The organism is Acidobacteriota bacterium (genome assembly GCA_009691245.1).
In the GTDB taxonomy this organism is placed as follows: domain Bacteria; phylum Acidobacteriota; class Terriglobia; order 2-12-FULL-54-10; family 2-12-FULL-54-10; genus SHUM01.
Map to the genome: position 1 here is coordinate 1 of SHUM01000071.1, position 15945 is coordinate 15945.

A 15945-nucleotide genomic window follows, 5' to 3' on the forward strand; every position below is an offset into this window, starting at 1 on the left:
CCGCATGCTCCAGCATCGTCCCTCCACCGGCGAAAACGCCCCAAAACCGTCAGCGGAAGTTGAAATCGAAAAAAGTCAAAATACCATTCATCCCACTGAGCAAACAGGACTTACCCAAGGGTCAAAATGCGATAGCCGGACAGCAGTGTAGCAGGATAGCGATAGTAATGGGACGAGCCGTCCCGAATCTATTCCCCCATCGTCGGTCCAGACCGATCAGTCCAGACCGGTCAATCCAAACCCAGGGAAAGCGCCCAATTGAACATATCGGTCAGCCGGTCCGGGTGCCACAAGGCACTGTCCAGCCAGAGCTTATGGCCATCCGATCGCACCGTTACGAGACCGTTGCGATCCGTTCTGAGAATAGCCGTGTGCTGTTGGGCCAGGCGCGCGAGGATGTCGCGATGCGGGTGGCCGAAAGAATTGTCAACACCGGCGGATATCACCGCTACGGTTGGGGAGACTACGTCCAGGAATTCCTGGGAAGTAGAAGTCCTGGAACCGTGATGGCCTACTTTCAGTACGTCGCTGTGAACCAGCCGGCCGTCCTGGACCAACCGCCGTTCCATGGGGGCTTCCAAATCTCCGGTCAGCAGAAAGGAATGATCTCCATAGGAGATGCGCAGCGCCAGCGAATCATTGTTCCCCGCCCGCGCCGCCGAGTATCCCTCCGGCGGAGACAGAACTTCCATCCGTGCCCCCGAAAAGCCGACGGCCGGCGAGGCGCTCTTCGGGATCACCGGAATCCTCAGCTCGGCGGCCCGCTGCAGCAAAGCCCGCGGAGGATTCGCGCCTACCCACAACTCCCGGGGATGAAAATTCTCCAGTAGCGCGAATAGGCCGCCAACATGATCTTCATGAGCATGGGTGGCCACCACCACATCCAGCCGGCGGATACCGCGCGTCCATAAATAAGGTGCGACGACATCCTCGCCGGTATCCAGCCGTGGGCGGCGCCGTGTGCTCTGCCTCGGCGTGGCCGGCCCGAACTGCAAGACTCCGCCGCCGTCAATCACCATCGTCGCGCTTTCCGGAAAAACAACCAGCAAGCTGTCACCCTGCCCGACGTCGATAGCGGTTAGTTCCAGGGCGTGCGGCGCAAGCTGGGCCGCCCAGGGTTGCCAGAGCAGTACGGCGAACCACGTGATGACGGCAACGACGGCCGGCCACTGCCACTTGCGGCATCGCAGTGCGACCGCGAATCCAATGAGGGACACGGTAAGCCCGGCCGCCAGCCACAGGGGCGGATTGGCCAAACGCCAGGAAGACTCCCACTGGACGTGCCAGTCCGCTGTCCCGGCCGCGATGTGCAGAAGCCATCCCGCTAATCGGGCGGGAGCGGCCCACCCGGTCAGAACCGCCAGAAATCCCACCGGCACCGCCGCTTCCAGCACCGGCACGATGATGAGATTGGAGGTGACGCCGGTGTAAGAAAAGCGGTGAAAATAAATGGCCATCGGGAGTGCCAGTCCGATTTGAATCGCCAGCGATACCACGGCCGATTCGTAAGCGAAGAAACCGGCGCGGCAAATCCAGCTCAGGATTCTGGCCCACCACGCCGCGGAAATTCGGGTGGCCAATGCCAGGGTTTCCGCGAGCAGCCGTAGTTCCACCCTGAATTGCGCGACGCGAGGTTCCAGATGCGGATCAGCGCCGGCACTCGTGATGCCGCGTACGCCCCTGACGAAGGGCGCGGAGGTCCGCTCGATCAGCGGAGTGGAAAGGGAACCCAACGCGGCGACGCAAAGAAACGAGAGTTGGAAGCTGGCATCAAAAAGCGCGCCCGGATCGCAGAGGACATAAACCATGGCGACGGCCGCCAGTAGATTGAGAACCCGCGCGCGACGAAAGAACACGCGCGCCGCCAAATACAGCGTCACACCGGCGGCCGCGCGCGCCACGGGAGCGGAAAACCCGGAGATCAGCGCGTACAGCCATGCCGCCAGCGCCGCGGCGGCCAGCGCGGGAATTTCTCCGATCCCGCAACCGCGCAGCAGAAAAAGTAAAATCCCGGCCAGCACCGCTACATGCGCTCCCGAAATGACAAGCGCGTGGAACGTGCCCGTGCGGCGGAAATTTCCGTCCAAATCTTCTCGATCCCGGAAGCTTCCCCGATCAGAATCGCTTCCATCATGGCGCTGGTGTACTCGTCGCCCGCGTAGAGCGCCGCAATTCGCCGCAAGGCCGCGCCGCGAATGCCATAGACCACCGCCAGCGGCCGCGATCCGCAGACTCCAGGCAGGGTGCGGATCTCCGCGCCGCGCGCCACCGTGGCGGTCCAATAGATATGCTGCCGCGCCAGATAGGCGGTGAAGTCGAACGCGCCGGGATTGTTGAAATTACGCGGAGGGCGGAGGCGTGCATCGAATGCCACGCGCTGCCCATACGCGAGGCGCGGGATGTCCCTGTCGTCGTCAGAGAACTGGCTCACGCGGGCGCGCGCGCCGGCGGCGAGCTCCAAGGTGAACTGCATCCGGCCAGTAGTAAGCGCGGCTGGCTCCACCACGCAACCCTCGAGAAGTACGGTTTCGCGGGAACCCGCCTCAATGTATGGCGGAGGGCCAGGCCGATGCCATGCCTCCGTAAATGCCCCGGCCATGAGCAGAGCCAATAGCACACAGCCCCGCCTTAGATTTCCGTGCGCCAGCAAGGCCAGGCAGAGAAACGCCGCGACCGGCCACACGGCTTCGGAAAGGGAAAAATCAAAGGCCCGGCCCAGCCAGATCCCAACAAAGAGGGCAGTAGCGGGCAGGACCAGCGGCTCACGCATGGGCTGCCCATGTAATGGGAAGACCGCGAAAAAGTTCTTAACCAAAAACAACTACCGCGCCAGAGCGCCCCAAACGGAGCACCCAGGCGCGGCAGAATCTCGAAGCAGGTTCGAAGAGAAGCGGAACTAATCCTTCTTGTCTTCCTTTTTCTTCTTCTTCTTCTTGCCGTCTTCCTTCTTCTCATCCTGGGCGAAGGCAACGGTGACAGCGCCGGTGATCAGCGTCAAGCCGAGCATGAGGCTCATGAGCTTCTTCATTATTGTGATTCTCCTTGAGTTAAGTTGACGACTCGGGGCCGTCACAGCATTTCTATATTCTCAATATCACATGAAACCGGCCTTATCCGAGCATACCGGGCATTAAAATGTGTTCATCGTGGTCACCACAATAGTCTACGCTCTAATGCCCGTTGTTTCAAAGCGATACGCTTGGGCTTCTACAGGATGTGGGATGGGCCGGTGGAGACTCAGAAGCGCAAAGGGTGCGGCGCGCACCACCAAGGGAGTCGGGAACATGCTCGCGCCGCACTCCGTTTTGCGCGTGTTCCTCAGAAGCGCAAAGGCCGCGAAGGCGCGGCGCCAAGTGAAGCAGGAACCCGCGGGCTGGTGGCGCCGGAGCGAGTCCGTTTTGCGCGTGTTCCTCAGAAGGCCTTATGAAACGAGAAGAGTTGGCCCGTAGGCTTTCCCAGGCGAATCGTCTTAGCCGGGCGGAAGCGCGGGACCAAGTTGACGAACTGGTGCGAAAAGTCCTGGCATCGCTGCGCGCGGGAACTCCCGTGGACTTTCCCGGAGCCGGGAGATTGGTCTCGCGCCAAACGCGCGGAGGCGACCGGCGATGACGACGCGGGAGGCGGTGGCCGACATCGTGCGCCAGTGCCTGGAGGCGGGCCAGCGGGTGGAGATTGAGGGACTCGGCGTCTTCCGGACTTCCCGCCAGGGCTTGGAATTTCTGCCGCAGACGCAGCCGAACGTGTTCATCGCCTACGCGGTAGAAGACCGGCTGCTAGCGCGACGCCTGTGCGATTCCCTGCGGGCGGAAGCGTGCTCGCCCTGGCTCGATAAAGATAAATTACTGCCGGGACAGAACTGGCCGCGGGCCATCGAGCGGGCCATCGAGCGGGCCATCGAAGTTTCGGACGCGTTCGTGGCGTGCTTTACCTCACGCTCGGTGAGCAAGCCCGGGCAGTTTCAGTCAGAGTTGCGTTACGCACTGGACTGTGCCCGCAAACGGCCGCTGAGTGAAGAGGCGCCGTTTGTCATCCCCGTACGCCTGGAAGACTGCACGGTCCCGCGGCGGATTTCCGATCACGTCCAGTATGTAGACCTCTACCCGGATTGGAAAAAGGGCGTTCAACGGGTGGTGCGGGCGGTTCATCAGGCGGCGAAAAAACGGCCGCCGATCACATTGGCTTGATTACTTCACGTTGAGAATCTGAAACAGATTGCTGTAATCGTCGGTCCAGGAACGGAACCCTTTCTTGGGCGCGAGTTCGTAGGAGTAGGCGTCCTTGAAAGCTTCCGTCTCATAAAAACTCTTATCGGACGTGATCAAAACCCAAGTCGAGGAGGAAAAGTAACTGGCCTGATCTCCTTCGTCTTCCACGGCCCACGCCGAGCGGCCCACGGCTTGGGCGCCACCTTCACATACCGGCTTCAGGTCCAAATACCGGTTGGAAATGTGCAGCGCCAGCACGCCCTCCGGTTTCAGGTGGCGGAAATACAGTTGAATCGCTTCGCGCGTGAGCAAATGCACGGGGATGGCGTCACTGGAAAACGCATCGACGGCCAGAAGGTCGTAGTTCTGCGGACCTTCCTTCAATTGGTTTTCCAGCGTCAGCCGCGCATCACCCATGAGGATCGCTTTATCGGCCGGCGAATGCGGATAGAACGTAAACAGCGTCTGCGCGATCCGCTCGATGAGAGGGTTGATTTCGTAAACTCGGATGTAGTCGCCTGTGCGCCCGTAATTCGTCAGCACGCCGGAACCGAGGCCGACGAAGCCCGCGCGGATCGGTCCCTTGGCCTGCAATGCCGTAAGCGCGCGTCCCACGCCGGAACGCTTGCCGTAATAAGAAGTGGTCACATAGCGCAGCACGGCATCGGTCAACTGCGAGCCGTGGTTGATGGTACCGTGCAGCAGAGTGCGTTCGGCGTAATCCTGCGTGGCAAGATCGTCGCGCACTTCGAGCGGTCCGTAGAAGTTGCGGGTCTGCAACACCAGGTTCTTGGTGGCCGCGCGCTCCTGTTTGATCAGGTATCCGGCTAGAACGCCGGTGGCCACTAGAATCGCCGCGCGAATCGGCCATGCGACAAGCTTGGGCATTGTCACTTTCCAGACCGCGATCATCGCTAAAAGACCGCAGACGACTAGCGCGAGAGGCAACTCCCAATACGCGCTGAAGGCGCGTGGTGCGATGAGAGCAACAAAAATTCCGCCCAGCGCTCCGCCGAGTGAAACCATCAAGTAGAACAGCGTCAGATATTGCGGCGCGGGACGCCGGCGGGCCAGCTCTCCATGGCAGAACATGCAGGAGACGAACATGGCGGCCGCGAATCCGGGTATCGCATTCTTGATGTTGTAGTTCCCTTCATTGGCATAGAGCATGTAGGCCATGCCGCCGAGTGCCGGCACCAGCAGCGGGATGAACAGCCAGCGTTGGTAGATACGGTCGCTTTCAAAAGCGAAGATGAAGGTCAGTAGATAAAGAGTGAGCGGCAGAATCCACAGCAAAGGAATGGGAGCTACGTTCTCGCTCATGTGGTTGGTGATGGAAACCAGCAGCACGGACGCGCAGGCAGCGAGAACGACCCAGAAGATCAGTTGCCATGCCGTGGGCCTCTCGGTGGCCTCACCATTGGTGTTTACTTCAGTGGCGAAACTGGTTTCGACAGACTCCCGGCTCACCCATGCTGTGAATGCGCAGACCGCGGCGAATACAACGTACACGCCGGTCCAGGTGTACGCCTGGGGGCGCGTACCAAGCCGCGGTTCCACCAGAAACGGATAGCTGACCAGCGCCAGCATGGAGCCGAAATTGGAGAGCGCAAACAAACGGTAAGGAACGCTGGAACCGGTGCGGCGCACAAACCAGGCCTGCAGCAGAGGGCTGGTCGAGGAGAGCAAGAAATACGGCAGGCCGATGGTCGCGGCCAGCAGCAGCAGAATCCGCAGCGTCGGGTCGCCCGCCTCCGTGGGCCGCCAGGAAGGCGACGGCAGAATCGGCAGCAGCAAGCAACTCACGGCGAGGAGCGCCAGATGGAGCTGCATTTGCGCGCGGGATTTCAAGAAGCGGATCGAGAGATGCGCATAGGCATAGCCGCCCAAAAGCAGGAGCTGGAAAAACAGCATGCTGGCGCTCCACACCGCTGCCGAGCCCCCGAACCAGGGCAGGATGATTTTGGCAATGAGCGGCTGCACCTGAAAGAGAAGGAACGCGCTTAGGAAAATGGTGACAGCGTAAAGGGTCATGTAAGGCGGTTTATTTAATGATAGTGATGATATTGCTGAAGTCGTCGGTCCAGGCGGGGAATCCGGCTTTGGGGAGCAGGGGGCTGACAATGCTGCCGTCGTCTTCACCAAAATGCCGTGTCTCAAAAAAGTCTTGATTCGGAGCCAGGACCACCCACGTCGTACCCGTGTAGTAGGGCTGCAAAATGCCGTCGTCTTCAATGACACGGCCGTGCCAGCCGAGGGCGGCCATGTTCTGCGCGACCACGGGTTTCAGATCCAGATAGCGGTTGGAAATATGCATCGCCAGCACTCCGCCGGGCTTCAAGTGGCGCAGATACACCTGGTAGGCTTCACGCGTCAGCAAATGCATGGGAACGGCATCGCTCGAGAAGGCATCGAGAGTCAGCAGGTCCAAATTCTCGTTGGGCATGGCTTCCAGCACCAGCCGCGCGTCGCCCATGTAAACTTCTGGTTTCGTGCGGCAGCCCTTGAGGAAACCGAACTGGTGGGACGCGACATCCAGCACCTGGGAATTGATCTCGTAGTAATGCAGGGTGTCCCCCGGGCGCGCCAAAGTGGCCGTGACGCCCGCACCGAGTCCGATCACGCCGATGCGTACCGGGCCCCTGGTGTCGTGCAGCGCGCGGATCACGCGATTGATACCTGACGTTGGTCCGAAATAAGAAGTCGGAATATGACCCTTGTCATCTTCTTTGAGCTGCGTGCCGTGGTCGATGGTTCCATGAACCAGAACGCGCTGGGCGGGAGTTCCCTTGTCGGCCGCGTCGTCACGCACGTGCATCACGCCGTAGAAATTGCGCACGGAGCGCACGTAGTGGCGGTCTTTTTTCCAATCGGTATAACCGAGATAAGTGGCGAATCCCAGCGTCGCGAGCACGAGCCCGGCGCGCATCCAGATGGGCTGGGGAACGCCCGGAGTGCGATTCCATAACACACAGGTCACCAGCGCCGCACATCCCACCAGGGCGATGGGGAACTCCGAATAGTCGTGAAACAGACGCGGTGAAAGCAGGGCCACAAACAGGCCGCCGATGGCTCCGCCGATCGAGATCATCAGGTAGAACTGCGTGAGATGGCGCGGATGCGGACGGCGGCGCGCTAGCTCGCCGTGGCATACCATACAGCACACAAATAACGAGCCGCACAGCGCGAGAACCAGTCTCTTGATGTCCTCATTGTTTTCATACAGCCTGATTCCCCAGGTCAGTGCGCCCAGCGCCATGGGGAACAGCGGCAGGAACAGCCAGCGCGGATACAGCCGGTCGCTTTCAAAACACAGGATGAAGCTGAGCAGATACAGGCTCAAGGGCGCGACCCACAACAGCGGAATCGGCGCAACGTTCTGCGTGAGGTGGCTGGTCACGGCCAGCAAGAGGACCGAAGCACACGCCGCCAGGCCGATCCACAGCAGTTGGTCGGCGAGGCCAGGGGCGTCGCTTTCGTCACCCGCTTCCGCGTGTATCGGCGCATCCCCTCCGCGCGATCTCCATGCAGCCAGCGCGCAGGCAGCGGCGAACGCCGCGAAACCCCACGACCACGTGACGCCCTGCAAGTGCAGCGGCATCCTGGGTTCGATTAGTGTTGGATAGCTGATGAGCGCCAGCATCGATCCGAAATTGGAAAGCGCAAACAAACGGTACGGCACCGCACCGTGACGGGCGCGCACGAACCAGGCTTGCAATAGAGGACTGGTCGCCGAAAGCAGCATGTAGGGCAGACCGATGGTCGCGGCCAGCAGGATCAGGATTCGCGGCGTGGGATCGGCGGCGCCCGTGGCTTTCCACACGGGATTGGGAATGATCGGCAGGGTCAGAAGGCTCACCGCCAGTAACGCAGTGTGCGTCCAGAATTGCTGCTTGGGTTTCAAAAACCGGATGACGAGGTAAGCGTAAAAGTACCCCGCCAGCAGCAGGAGCTGGAAAAATAGCAGCGCCGCGCTCCACACCGCCGCCGAACCGCCGAACCACGGCAGAATGAACTTCGCGATGAGAGGCTGGACCTGAAAGAGCAGGAATGCGCTCAGGAAAATCGTCGCCGCATATACCATCATGCAAAGAGCTTAGGATAACGTAAACGCGGGTGGAGGCGAATGAAGGGGAGTTAAGCCGCAGGCAATTCAATCGGTTTGAATTATTTCGAGCGCGTTCCGATGTGGCGAGTCCGTGGGCATCAGGCCCCGCATCCGTCTGTCAAAGGTCACGAGGCGAGCTCGGTTGCGAATCGCCAGGTCGAGAAGGATCGCGTCGGCGATCTGTTGGTGTCCCGAGACTCTTTCCTGTATCTCCGGCAACATTTCGGTCAATCCGGTTAGTTGAGGAAAGAAGTGGTGGAACGGATCGCGGCAGTGGTCGTTAAGCGCTTCGACGGCCTGCGCCACACTCACGCGCGAACCCACGATCGGCGGTTGAACAGATAGGCGCACGAACGCTGCCTGCGTTAACGGGCACGTGGCCCAGCCGTTCTGCCGATTGCTCGCGAACCACTTGCGGGCCGCCGGGTTGTGAATGTGTTCCGTCCACGACAGTGCGATCAGCATGTTCACATCGAGAAGCGCGATGCTCACAGTTTCCGGAAGTACTTGGCGTAGGCCAGGTCGTCCTCATCCAGTGCACGCTGGACATCCACAGGATCAATTTTCTTGGCCAGAGGGACGTCGAACATCAGCCAGCCGGTTTCCGGGTCCCTACACGTGGTGACGGGGGTGTTGATACCTTTTCTTGCCAAATCGGAAAGCGCCTCTCCTACTGATACTTGATGCGTAAGCGCCATGGATTTAGCAACTTTCAGGACGTCTTCGTCGATATTCAGCGTGGTTCGCATCGTGATGATATGATGGCACAGTGATGTCTTGATGTCAACAGCATCGCTACCAGGTTAAGGCATGAATCCTTACGGCAACTTCTCCTTCAGCATCCGGTTCACCGTCGCCGGATCAGCTTGGCCACGGCTGGCTTTCATCGCTTGACCCACCAGGAAGCCGACGACCTGCTGCTTGCCGCTCTTGTATTGCTCGACCTGCTTGGGGTTGGCGGCGATTACCTCGTCGATGATCTTGCCGAGCGCGCCCTCGTCGCTGATGGATTCCAGGCCCTCGCGCTTCATGATGGCTTCGGGATCGTCTCCGGTCCCGGCCATCTTGGGGAAAATGTCCTTGGCGAGTTTGCCGTTGATTTTGCCCGAGCCGATGAGCGCGATCAGTTTGCCCAGTTGCTCGGCGGAAACCGGCGAGTCCTCGATTTCCCTGCCCTCCTGCTTCAGGAGAGCCGAGAGATCGCCCATCACCCAGTTGGCGGCGGCGCGGGCATCGCCACTCGCGGTCACCACTTTCTCGAAGTACTCGCTCATCGGGCGCGTGGCGGTGAGCACGCCGGCGTCGTACTCGCGGAGGCCGTGGTCCTGAATGAAACGCCGTCGCCGCGAAGCCGGCAGCTCCGGCATTCTCGCGCGCACGCGTTCGCGCCACTCGTCACTGATGCGCAGAGGGACCAGGTCGGGCTCCGGGAAATAGCGGTAGTCATGCGCGTGTTCCTTGCTGCGCATGCTGATGGTTTCGTCGAGATCGGCGTTGTAGAGGCGGGTCTCCTGGACCACGCGCCCGCCGCTCTCGATCAAAGCAACTTGGCGGGCGATTTCGTAGTCGAGCGCCATCTTCAGAAACTTGAAAGAGTTCAGGTTCTTGACCTCGGCCTTGGTGCCGAACTGAGGCGCGCCCTTCAGGCGCACGCTGACGTTGGCGTCGCAACGCAGGTGGCCTTTCTCCATGTCGCAGGTGGAGACGTTCAGGTACTGCATCACCTGCTTGATTTCGGTCAAATACGCGTGCGCTTCATCGGAGGTGCGGATTTCGGGCTCGCTGACGATTTCGATGAGCGGCGTGCCGCTGCGGTTGAGGTCGACGTAGGTGTAGCGGTCGGAATCCTTGAAGCCGTCATGGATGCTCTTGCCGGCGTCGTCTTCCATGTGAACGCGCGTTACACCGATGCGCTTGGTCTCGCCGGCCACGTTGATTTCGACGAAACCGTGCTCGGCCAGAGGCTGATCGTATTGCGAGATCTGGTAACCCTTGGGCAGGTCCGGATAGAAATAGTTTTTGCGCGCGAAAATAGACTTCGGATTGACCGTGCAGTTCAGCGCCAGCGAGGCCTCGATGGCCAGTTTGACCGACTGACGGTTGAGAACCGGAAGCGCCCCGGGGAGTCCGAGGCACACGGGGCACACGTTGCTGTTGGGCGCGGCGCCAAAGCTCGTGGGGCAGCCGCAAAAAATCTTGGTGTGCGTGGCGAGCTGGACGTGAACTTCCAGGCCGATCACCGGCTCGTACTTGGCGATCATCTCCGGCGTCGCCAGCGTTTCCGCGTAAGGCATGCCGGTTACCTCTTCACCAATTTGCGGACGTTGGTGCCGGTCACTTCGCCGAGGTAGATGGCGCCTTTGGAATCCACGGTGACCGCGGTGGCATTGTTCAGCCCTTCGATTTTCTCGATGATCTTGCCGTCTTTCAGGTTGGCGATGTACAAGCAATTGTTTTTGGTGCCGTCCACGGCATAAAACTTGTTGCCCTTGATGAACACGCCCCAGGGTGTGCCGAAGTTGGTCCACTGCTTGATGAACTTGCCGTTCTGGTCGAAAATCTGGATGCGGTCGTTGGAGCGGTCACCGACATAGATGAGACCCTTGGAGTCAATGGCAATGCTGTGCGGCTGATCGAACTGGCCCGGCTCTTTTCCTTTTCCGCCCCACCACTTGATGAATTTGCCATCCTTGTCGAATTTCACAACGCGCGTGTTGGGGCCTTCGCCGTCGGCGATAAAGAAATCGCCGTTCTTGGCCACGGTCACGTCGGCCATGCCATTGAAGGTGTCCTGCGAAGTGTTGTCGCCCTTCACGCCCTTCTTGCCGATGGTCAGCAGGAGCTTTCCCTCGGGAGTGAACTTGAAAGCCTGCATGTCGCCGCGGTCGGTGAGCCAAATGTCGCCGAAACGATCGACGCGCAGGAAGTGCGTCTGCCCGAATTTGATATCGCCGCCCCAGGAACGCAGGAATTTCCCGTTGCGGTCAAACACCACGACCGGCATAGCCGGGTTGCGCTGGAAGACGTAGACGTTGTCGTGGGAGTCGACTTCGACGCCCGTGGCGGCTCCCCACTTGGTCATCCCCTGCGGGAACTGGGCCCAGTTTTCGACGGTTTGGTAATGGCTTTCGGCGGCGGCGAGTGTGGCCGCAATGAATAGGCCCAGCGCGGCGCACTTCAATATACGGTTGATCATTCTGCGGACCATCTTAGCAAACGGCCCGCGGAAGGCTTCTCCGTCTACTACTTTCCGCCGCCGCCCGCGCTGGCCAAGTAATACGCCGGCAGCGTGGGCTTGGTGTCACGCAGGATCTCGAGAATCGCCGTGCGGTCGGCGGCGGAAAGCTTCGCGTAGCGTGCGCCGGTAGCTTTGCCCGACAGGATGCCATAGAGGCGGCGATAGAGCGCGTCCTTGGCCGCGGCCGGCAGGTTGTCGAAGGCTTCGCTGTAGATGAAATAGCTCATCGGATAGCGGAACATCCGGGTCTTCAGATCGAAATCGCGAACCGAGCGGCCCTTTTTGTCGCGCGGCCCGCGCTCGGGAAAGGTCTTGGTAAAGGTCGAAATACCCGTGATCGGATACTTGATGCGGGCTTCGTCGGCAAACAACATGTAGGCCGCGACTTCCTCCACCAGAAACTTGAAGCGGTCCTGGAACTGAGCCATCTTGTTGTCGGCGGCAGCCAGACGCGTCTCCCATCCCAACCGGATCAGCAGGTCCGTCATGCGGGTCTGATGTTCGTAGGTCATCAGCGCAACCATGTCGCTGGTGGGCGCCAAATAGAGCGACGTGTCAAACTTCTTTTCCAGGCTGGCGAGGTTGCTATCCCGCTGGTCAAGCACCGTGGGATGCCGCGGGTCAATGGAAATGGCGTTGCCGCGCGTGAGCGTCTGGCCGGCGTTGCCGGTCACGTACCAGCCGCCCCAGCGGTTTTCGATCGGCGTGCGGTGATCGGTGATGTCCTGCGCGCCGCGGAAAGCGGGCGTTCCATCGGCCGAAGTGTAGGAAGATGCGATCAGGAGCCCGGGAATATTCAAGGTGCCGGTGCTGAGATGGCAATTCAGGCACTCCGTGGTCCGGCGCAGAAAACTGGGTTTGTCGTTCTTGCGGACATCCAGCGAATAAAATTGGATCGCTTGATTGCGGTCGAGAGAAACGAACTCCAACACGTCTCCGCGCTGGACCGTGCCGACCGAGACGGAGTCATTGAAGTACAACGCCCGCGGCGTGGCCGGCGAGATGCGAGGCGACTGAAAGCTGGTTTTGGAAAACACCAGCACCTGCGAATCAATATTGACGCCCAGATTCTTTAGGACGCTCGGCAGGTAACCGAACTTGGGATCGAACTCGAGTTTGGCGTGCCCGGACTGCAGCCGCTTTTCCAGCAGTCCCACAGGGTCCGTGCCGGGCGCGGCGTCGTAGTTGATCGTTGCGTGGTCGAACGGAAGATAGGGGTAAGTGGTGTTGTCGTCAGTCTGGCCTAGAAGGCGGAGACATCCAGACAAGATCAAGATCACGTGCGCCAACGGCCTGGTTCGTGTTGTCATAAGCTTCCCAAAAGATGTGCGAGCAATTTAAAGCCCGTTCCGGCTAATCTTTCTAACCTGCTGAACTATAACTGGACAGTATTATCCAGAATTATGGGGACTGGGTCAAGACCCCTCGCAAATGGGGCATAAAACCCAGTTCGGACTGGATTCCCACCCTTTTCACCGCTGGCAAATCTGTTACTATTTGGTCATATGAAGACGCTCTCGCTCCCCGGTGGTATCGGCGCTCGATGATTCCCAGCAGATTCCCTCCCCGCCGGCCGAGAATACGAGAAAACGTCAACGAAGCGATTCGCGCGCGCGAAGTACGAGCGGTGTTTCCGGACGGATCCGTCGAAGTGATGCCCACTCCGGCCGCCGTGCGGAAGGCTCAGGAAATGGGGCTCGATTTGATCCTCATCGCTCCCACCGCTGAACCGCCGGTTGCCAAGGCCATGGATTACGGCCAATGGCAATATGAAAACAAGAAGAAGCAGCACGAGGCCAAGAGAAAGCAGCACATCATTCAGGTGAAGGAGTTGAAGTTCCGCCCCAACACCGATGATCACGATTACGACTTCAAAAGAAACCACGCCATCCGGTTTCTCCAGGAAGGCAATCGTGTGAAGGCGATCGTCCAGTTCCGCGGGCGTGAAATCGCGCACACGGACCTGGGGCGGAAGCTGCTGTTACGGTTCGCCGAAGATTTGTTGCAGTACGGAAGCGTGGAAGGTCAGCCTCGTCTGGAAGGCCGCAACGCTCACGTGATTATTAGCCCGAACAAAGCGGCGCTCCCGGTAAAGGAAAAAGCGGAGAAGCCGAAGGCTCCCCCGGCCCAGCCGGAGTCAAACTAGCCTGCATTTCGCACACGAGATTGCTTACGGAGGAGCAGATCCCAACGTGGAGCGGGCTTGAGCCTGCGACGGGGACTTGAGTCTCCGGTTCGAAGTGTGGTTATACCGCTGCGGAGGCTGAAGCCTCCGTTGCAGGCTCAAGCCCGCTCCACGCTGGGCCCCGGTATGGCTCTTTCTGATCTACCTTGGGACGTTGTGAGAAATGCAGGCTAGTTCCCGGACGGAGCTTCGGGCGCGAACACGTGTTCGGCCATGGCACGCTTGAGAGCCGTCAGGCCTTCCCCCGTCGCGCTGGAGATCTTGAAGAACGGCAGGCCGTGCTTCCTGGCCAGCTTCTGAACGGTTTTGACGCGGGCCGGATCCTGCGCCGCATCGAGCTTGGTTGCCACCACAATCATCGGTTTCTTGGCCAATTCCGCCGAGAAACTGGCCAGCTCACTCAGAATCACCGCGAAGTCGTGCGCGGGGTCGCGCCCGGTGTCGGAGATATCCACCAGATGCGCCAGTAGCCGCGTGCGCTCGACGTGGCGCAGGAATTGGATGCCCAGGCCGTGGCCTTCGTGCGCGCCTTCGATGAGCCCCGGAATATCGGCGACCACAAAGGAGTGGTCATCATCGGCGCTGACCACACCCAGGTTCGGTTCCAGCGTGGTAAACGGATAGTCGGCAATTTTCGGCTTGGCGGCTGAGATCCGCGAAATCAGAGTGGACTTGCCGGCGTTGGGAAAGCCTACGAGGCCCACATCGGCGAGCAGCTTGAGTTCCAGGTGCAGGCGCTTCAGTTCGCCCGGCTTGCCGTCTTCGTGTTCGGTGGGAGCCTGATGCGTGGACGTCGCAAAGCGCGCATTGCCCCGCCCGCCGCGCCCGCCTTGGGCGACGATAAAACGGTCGCCGGGAGTGGTGAAGTCGTGCAGCAGCGCGCCGGTCTCCAAATCGTAGACCACGGTTCCCACCGGCGTGGAGATTTCCTTGGATTCGCCATCGCGACCGGTCTTCGAACTGCCTTCGCCGTGACGGCCACGTTCACCCTTGTGCTCGGGGTTGTAGCGGAAGTTCAGAAGAGTATTATGATGCTGGCTGGCCACCATCACCACGTCGCCGCCGTGTCCGCCGTCACCGCCGCTAGGGCCTCCGCGCGGGACAAACTTCTCCCGGCGAAAAGCCATGCAACCGTTGCCGCCGTCGCCGGCTTTGACCAGGATATTAACTTCGTCTATGAACACTGGCAGCCTCGCGCGTCAGGATTCGGGCGCGAGAAAGAGCGCGCGTTATTCGGCAGCTTCGACGTTGACGAACTTTCCCATGCGGCCGCGGTCGCGAAAATTCACCGTGCCCGTGACCTTGGCAAACAGCGTGTCGTCCTTGCCGAGGCCCACGTTGATGCCGGGCTTGATCTTGGTGCCGCGCTGGCGGACGATGATGGAGCCTCCGGGAACAAATTGCCCGCCGAACACCTTCACGCCCAGCCGTTGCGCATTCGAGTCGCGCCCGTTTTTGGAACTGCCTAATCCTTTTTTATGTGCCATGACTGACTCCTAGGCGATCTCGTGGATCTGCACGCGGGTGAAGTTCTGGCGATGGCCGATGGTGCGCTTGTATTGCTTCTTGCGCTTAAACTTGAACACCAGGGTCTTCTTGTCGCGGTCATGCTCGGTGATGGTGCCGCGGACCACGGCGCCTTCAGCAGCCGCGCCGGCTTTCACGCTATCACCGTCGATAACGGCCAGAACGCGATTGAACTCCACCTGCGCTCCGATTTCACCCGCAAGCGTCTCCACCTGCACCGCCTCGCCGGGCGTTACCCGGTATTGCTTCCCGCCTGTTTCAATCACTGCGTACATACAGATTCTCTCTCTCAGAAAGTACCCGAAGGTTCTTTGCATCGTCCTCACACGCTCATATTGCTATAGGAGTGATCTAGCGGAGGATCGGAACTTTTAGTGTACTACAAAGGGACATTACGACGCTCTAACCAGCAAGAACGTTCCGGATGCGCCGCAACAGCGGATCAAGTTACCGCGCATCGTATTGAATTCCCACTATCAGTTTAAATTCCCATTATCTGTTGATGTTAGGATGTCACAAGGGCCGAAAGCTGATTTCACCAGTAGCGTCCGGCTATAAGTCGAGCAGATTCAACTGCTTGAAAATTGCGTCTGATTTTTCTTGGGAATGTACTCGTCCGAAGGCGTGTAAAATGGGCACTTCCTCGAACAGAGTGAGGCTGAGCACCTGTAGGATTTCGTGA

The 15945-nt window shown here is 59.8% G+C and carries 15 protein-coding genes; 3 read left to right on the top strand and 12 right to left on the bottom strand.

Translation table 11 applies throughout. The features are described from left to right. Positions 1-230: 230 nt before the first annotated feature. Both EXQ56_13455 and EXQ56_13460 read right to left on the bottom strand, forming a co-directional pair. Positions 231-2282, bottom strand: coding sequence for a ComEC family DNA internalization-related competence protein (locus EXQ56_13455; protein MSO21434.1), 2052 nt, complete (start codon positions 2280-2282; stop codon positions 231-233). Continuing rightward, positions 2024-2815 carry a ComEC family competence protein gene (locus EXQ56_13460; GenBank protein ID MSO21435.1) on the bottom strand — a complete coding sequence of 264 codons (792 nt, stop codon included), beginning with the start codon at positions 2813-2815 and terminating at the stop codon, positions 2024-2026. The genes EXQ56_13455 and EXQ56_13460 overlap by 259 nt, the downstream gene beginning before the upstream one ends. Before the next feature lie 608 nt (positions 2816-3423). Here EXQ56_13460 and EXQ56_13465 point away from each other — a divergent pair. Further along, positions 3424-3609 (top strand): hypothetical protein, encoded by a 186-nt coding sequence (locus EXQ56_13465; GenBank protein ID MSO21436.1) that lies wholly within the window; start codon positions 3424-3426, stop codon positions 3607-3609. Then, the gene (locus EXQ56_13470) at positions 3606-4184 is read left to right on the top strand and encodes a TIR domain-containing protein (protein ID MSO21437.1); all 579 of its coding nucleotides are present in this window, start codon (positions 3606-3608) and stop codon (positions 4182-4184) included. Before EXQ56_13465 ends, EXQ56_13470 begins: the two co-directional genes overlap by 4 nt. Here the strand turns inward: EXQ56_13470 and EXQ56_13475 are convergent, their stop codons facing one another. The 7 genes from EXQ56_13475 to EXQ56_13505 all read right to left on the bottom strand — a co-directional run bounded on the left by EXQ56_13475 (position 4185) and on the right by EXQ56_13505 (position 12861). Continuing rightward, positions 4185-6239, bottom strand: coding sequence for a hypothetical protein (locus tag EXQ56_13475; protein ID MSO21438.1), 2055 nt, complete (start codon positions 6237-6239; stop codon positions 4185-4187). A gap of 10 nt (positions 6240-6249) precedes the next feature. Beyond that, complete coding sequence (locus tag EXQ56_13480; GenBank protein MSO21439.1) at positions 6250-8292, bottom strand: hypothetical protein; 2043 nt, start codon at positions 8290-8292, stop codon at positions 6250-6252. A gap of 66 nt (positions 8293-8358) precedes the next feature. Continuing rightward, on the bottom strand, positions 8359-8805 hold the full coding sequence (locus EXQ56_13485) for a PIN domain-containing protein (GenBank protein ID MSO21440.1): 447 nt from the start codon (positions 8803-8805) through the stop codon (positions 8359-8361). Next, positions 8802-9062, bottom strand: coding sequence for an antitoxin (locus EXQ56_13490; protein ID MSO21441.1), 261 nt, complete (start codon positions 9060-9062; stop codon positions 8802-8804). The genes EXQ56_13485 and EXQ56_13490 overlap by 4 nt, the downstream gene beginning before the upstream one ends. Positions 9063-9131: 69 nt before the next feature. After that, complete coding sequence (gene gatB, locus EXQ56_13495; GenBank protein ID MSO21442.1) at positions 9132-10574, bottom strand: Asp-tRNA(Asn)/Glu-tRNA(Gln) amidotransferase subunit GatB; 1443 nt, start codon at positions 10572-10574, stop codon at positions 9132-9134. 38 nt (positions 10575-10612) lie between these two features. Further along, entirely contained in the window at positions 10613-11521 is a 909-nt protein-coding gene (locus EXQ56_13500; GenBank protein MSO21443.1) for a hypothetical protein, read from the bottom strand. A gap of 35 nt (positions 11522-11556) precedes the next feature. Continuing rightward, positions 11557-12861 carry a hypothetical protein gene (locus EXQ56_13505; protein ID MSO21444.1) on the bottom strand — a complete coding sequence of 435 codons (1305 nt, stop codon included), beginning with the start codon at positions 12859-12861 and terminating at the stop codon, positions 11557-11559. 233 nt (positions 12862-13094) lie between these two features. On the opposite strand from EXQ56_13505, the gene EXQ56_13510 reads away from it, so the two are divergent. Further along, positions 13095-13697 carry a translation initiation factor IF-3 gene (locus EXQ56_13510; protein ID MSO21445.1) on the top strand — a complete coding sequence of 201 codons (603 nt, stop codon included), beginning with the start codon at positions 13095-13097 and terminating at the stop codon, positions 13695-13697. 209 nt (positions 13698-13906) lie between these two features. On the opposite strand, the gene obgE is transcribed toward EXQ56_13510, so the two are convergent. Genes obgE through rplU form a run of 3 tightly spaced genes read right to left on the bottom strand, consistent with a single transcriptional unit; the run spans position 13907 to position 15538 of the window. After that, positions 13907-14920 (bottom strand): GTPase ObgE, encoded by a 1014-nt coding sequence (obgE, locus tag EXQ56_13515; protein ID MSO21446.1) that lies wholly within the window; start codon positions 14918-14920, stop codon positions 13907-13909. 45 nt (positions 14921-14965) lie between these two features. Beyond that, positions 14966-15223 carry a 50S ribosomal protein L27 gene (locus EXQ56_13520; protein ID MSO21447.1) on the bottom strand — a complete coding sequence of 86 codons (258 nt, stop codon included), beginning with the start codon at positions 15221-15223 and terminating at the stop codon, positions 14966-14968. A 9-nt stretch (positions 15224-15232) separates the two neighbouring features. Next, a complete protein-coding gene (gene rplU, locus EXQ56_13525; GenBank protein MSO21448.1) occupies positions 15233-15538 on the bottom strand; it encodes a 50S ribosomal protein L21 in 306 nt (101 codons plus the stop codon). Positions 15539-15945 lie beyond the last annotated feature (407 nt).

What these genes read in the sequence shown, in the direction of transcription:
- EXQ56_13520 (MSO21447.1), bottom strand. Translation starts at nt 15,223, where the DNA reads ATGGCACATAAAAAAGGATTAGGCAGTTCCAAAAACGGGCGCGACTCG.
- EXQ56_13470 (MSO21437.1), top strand. Translation starts at nt 3,606, where the DNA reads ATGACGACGCGGGAGGCGGTGGCCGACATCGTGCGCCAGTGCCTGGAG.
- EXQ56_13500 (MSO21443.1), bottom strand. Translation starts at nt 11,521, where the DNA reads ATGGTCCGCAGAATGATCAACCGTATATTGAAGTGCGCCGCGCTGGGC.
- EXQ56_13480 (MSO21439.1), bottom strand. Translation starts at nt 8,292, where the DNA reads ATGATGGTATATGCGGCGACGATTTTCCTGAGCGCATTCCTGCTCTTT.
- EXQ56_13465 (MSO21436.1), top strand. Translation starts at nt 3,424, where the DNA reads ATGAAACGAGAAGAGTTGGCCCGTAGGCTTTCCCAGGCGAATCGTCTT.
- gatB (MSO21442.1), bottom strand. Translation starts at nt 10,574, where the DNA reads ATGATCGCCAAGTACGAGCCGGTGATCGGCCTGGAAGTTCACGTCCAG.
- rplU (MSO21448.1), bottom strand. Translation starts at nt 15,538, where the DNA reads ATGTACGCAGTGATTGAAACAGGCGGGAAGCAATACCGGGTAACGCCC.
- EXQ56_13505 (MSO21444.1), bottom strand. Translation starts at nt 12,861, where the DNA reads ATGACAACACGAACCAGGCCGTTGGCGCACGTGATCTTGATCTTGTCT.
- EXQ56_13475 (MSO21438.1), bottom strand. Translation starts at nt 6,239, where the DNA reads ATGACCCTTTACGCTGTCACCATTTTCCTAAGCGCGTTCCTTCTCTTT.
- EXQ56_13490 (MSO21441.1), bottom strand. Translation starts at nt 9,062, where the DNA reads ATGCGAACCACGCTGAATATCGACGAAGACGTCCTGAAAGTTGCTAAA.
- EXQ56_13510 (MSO21445.1), top strand. Translation starts at nt 13,095, where the DNA reads ATGATTCCCAGCAGATTCCCTCCCCGCCGGCCGAGAATACGAGAAAAC.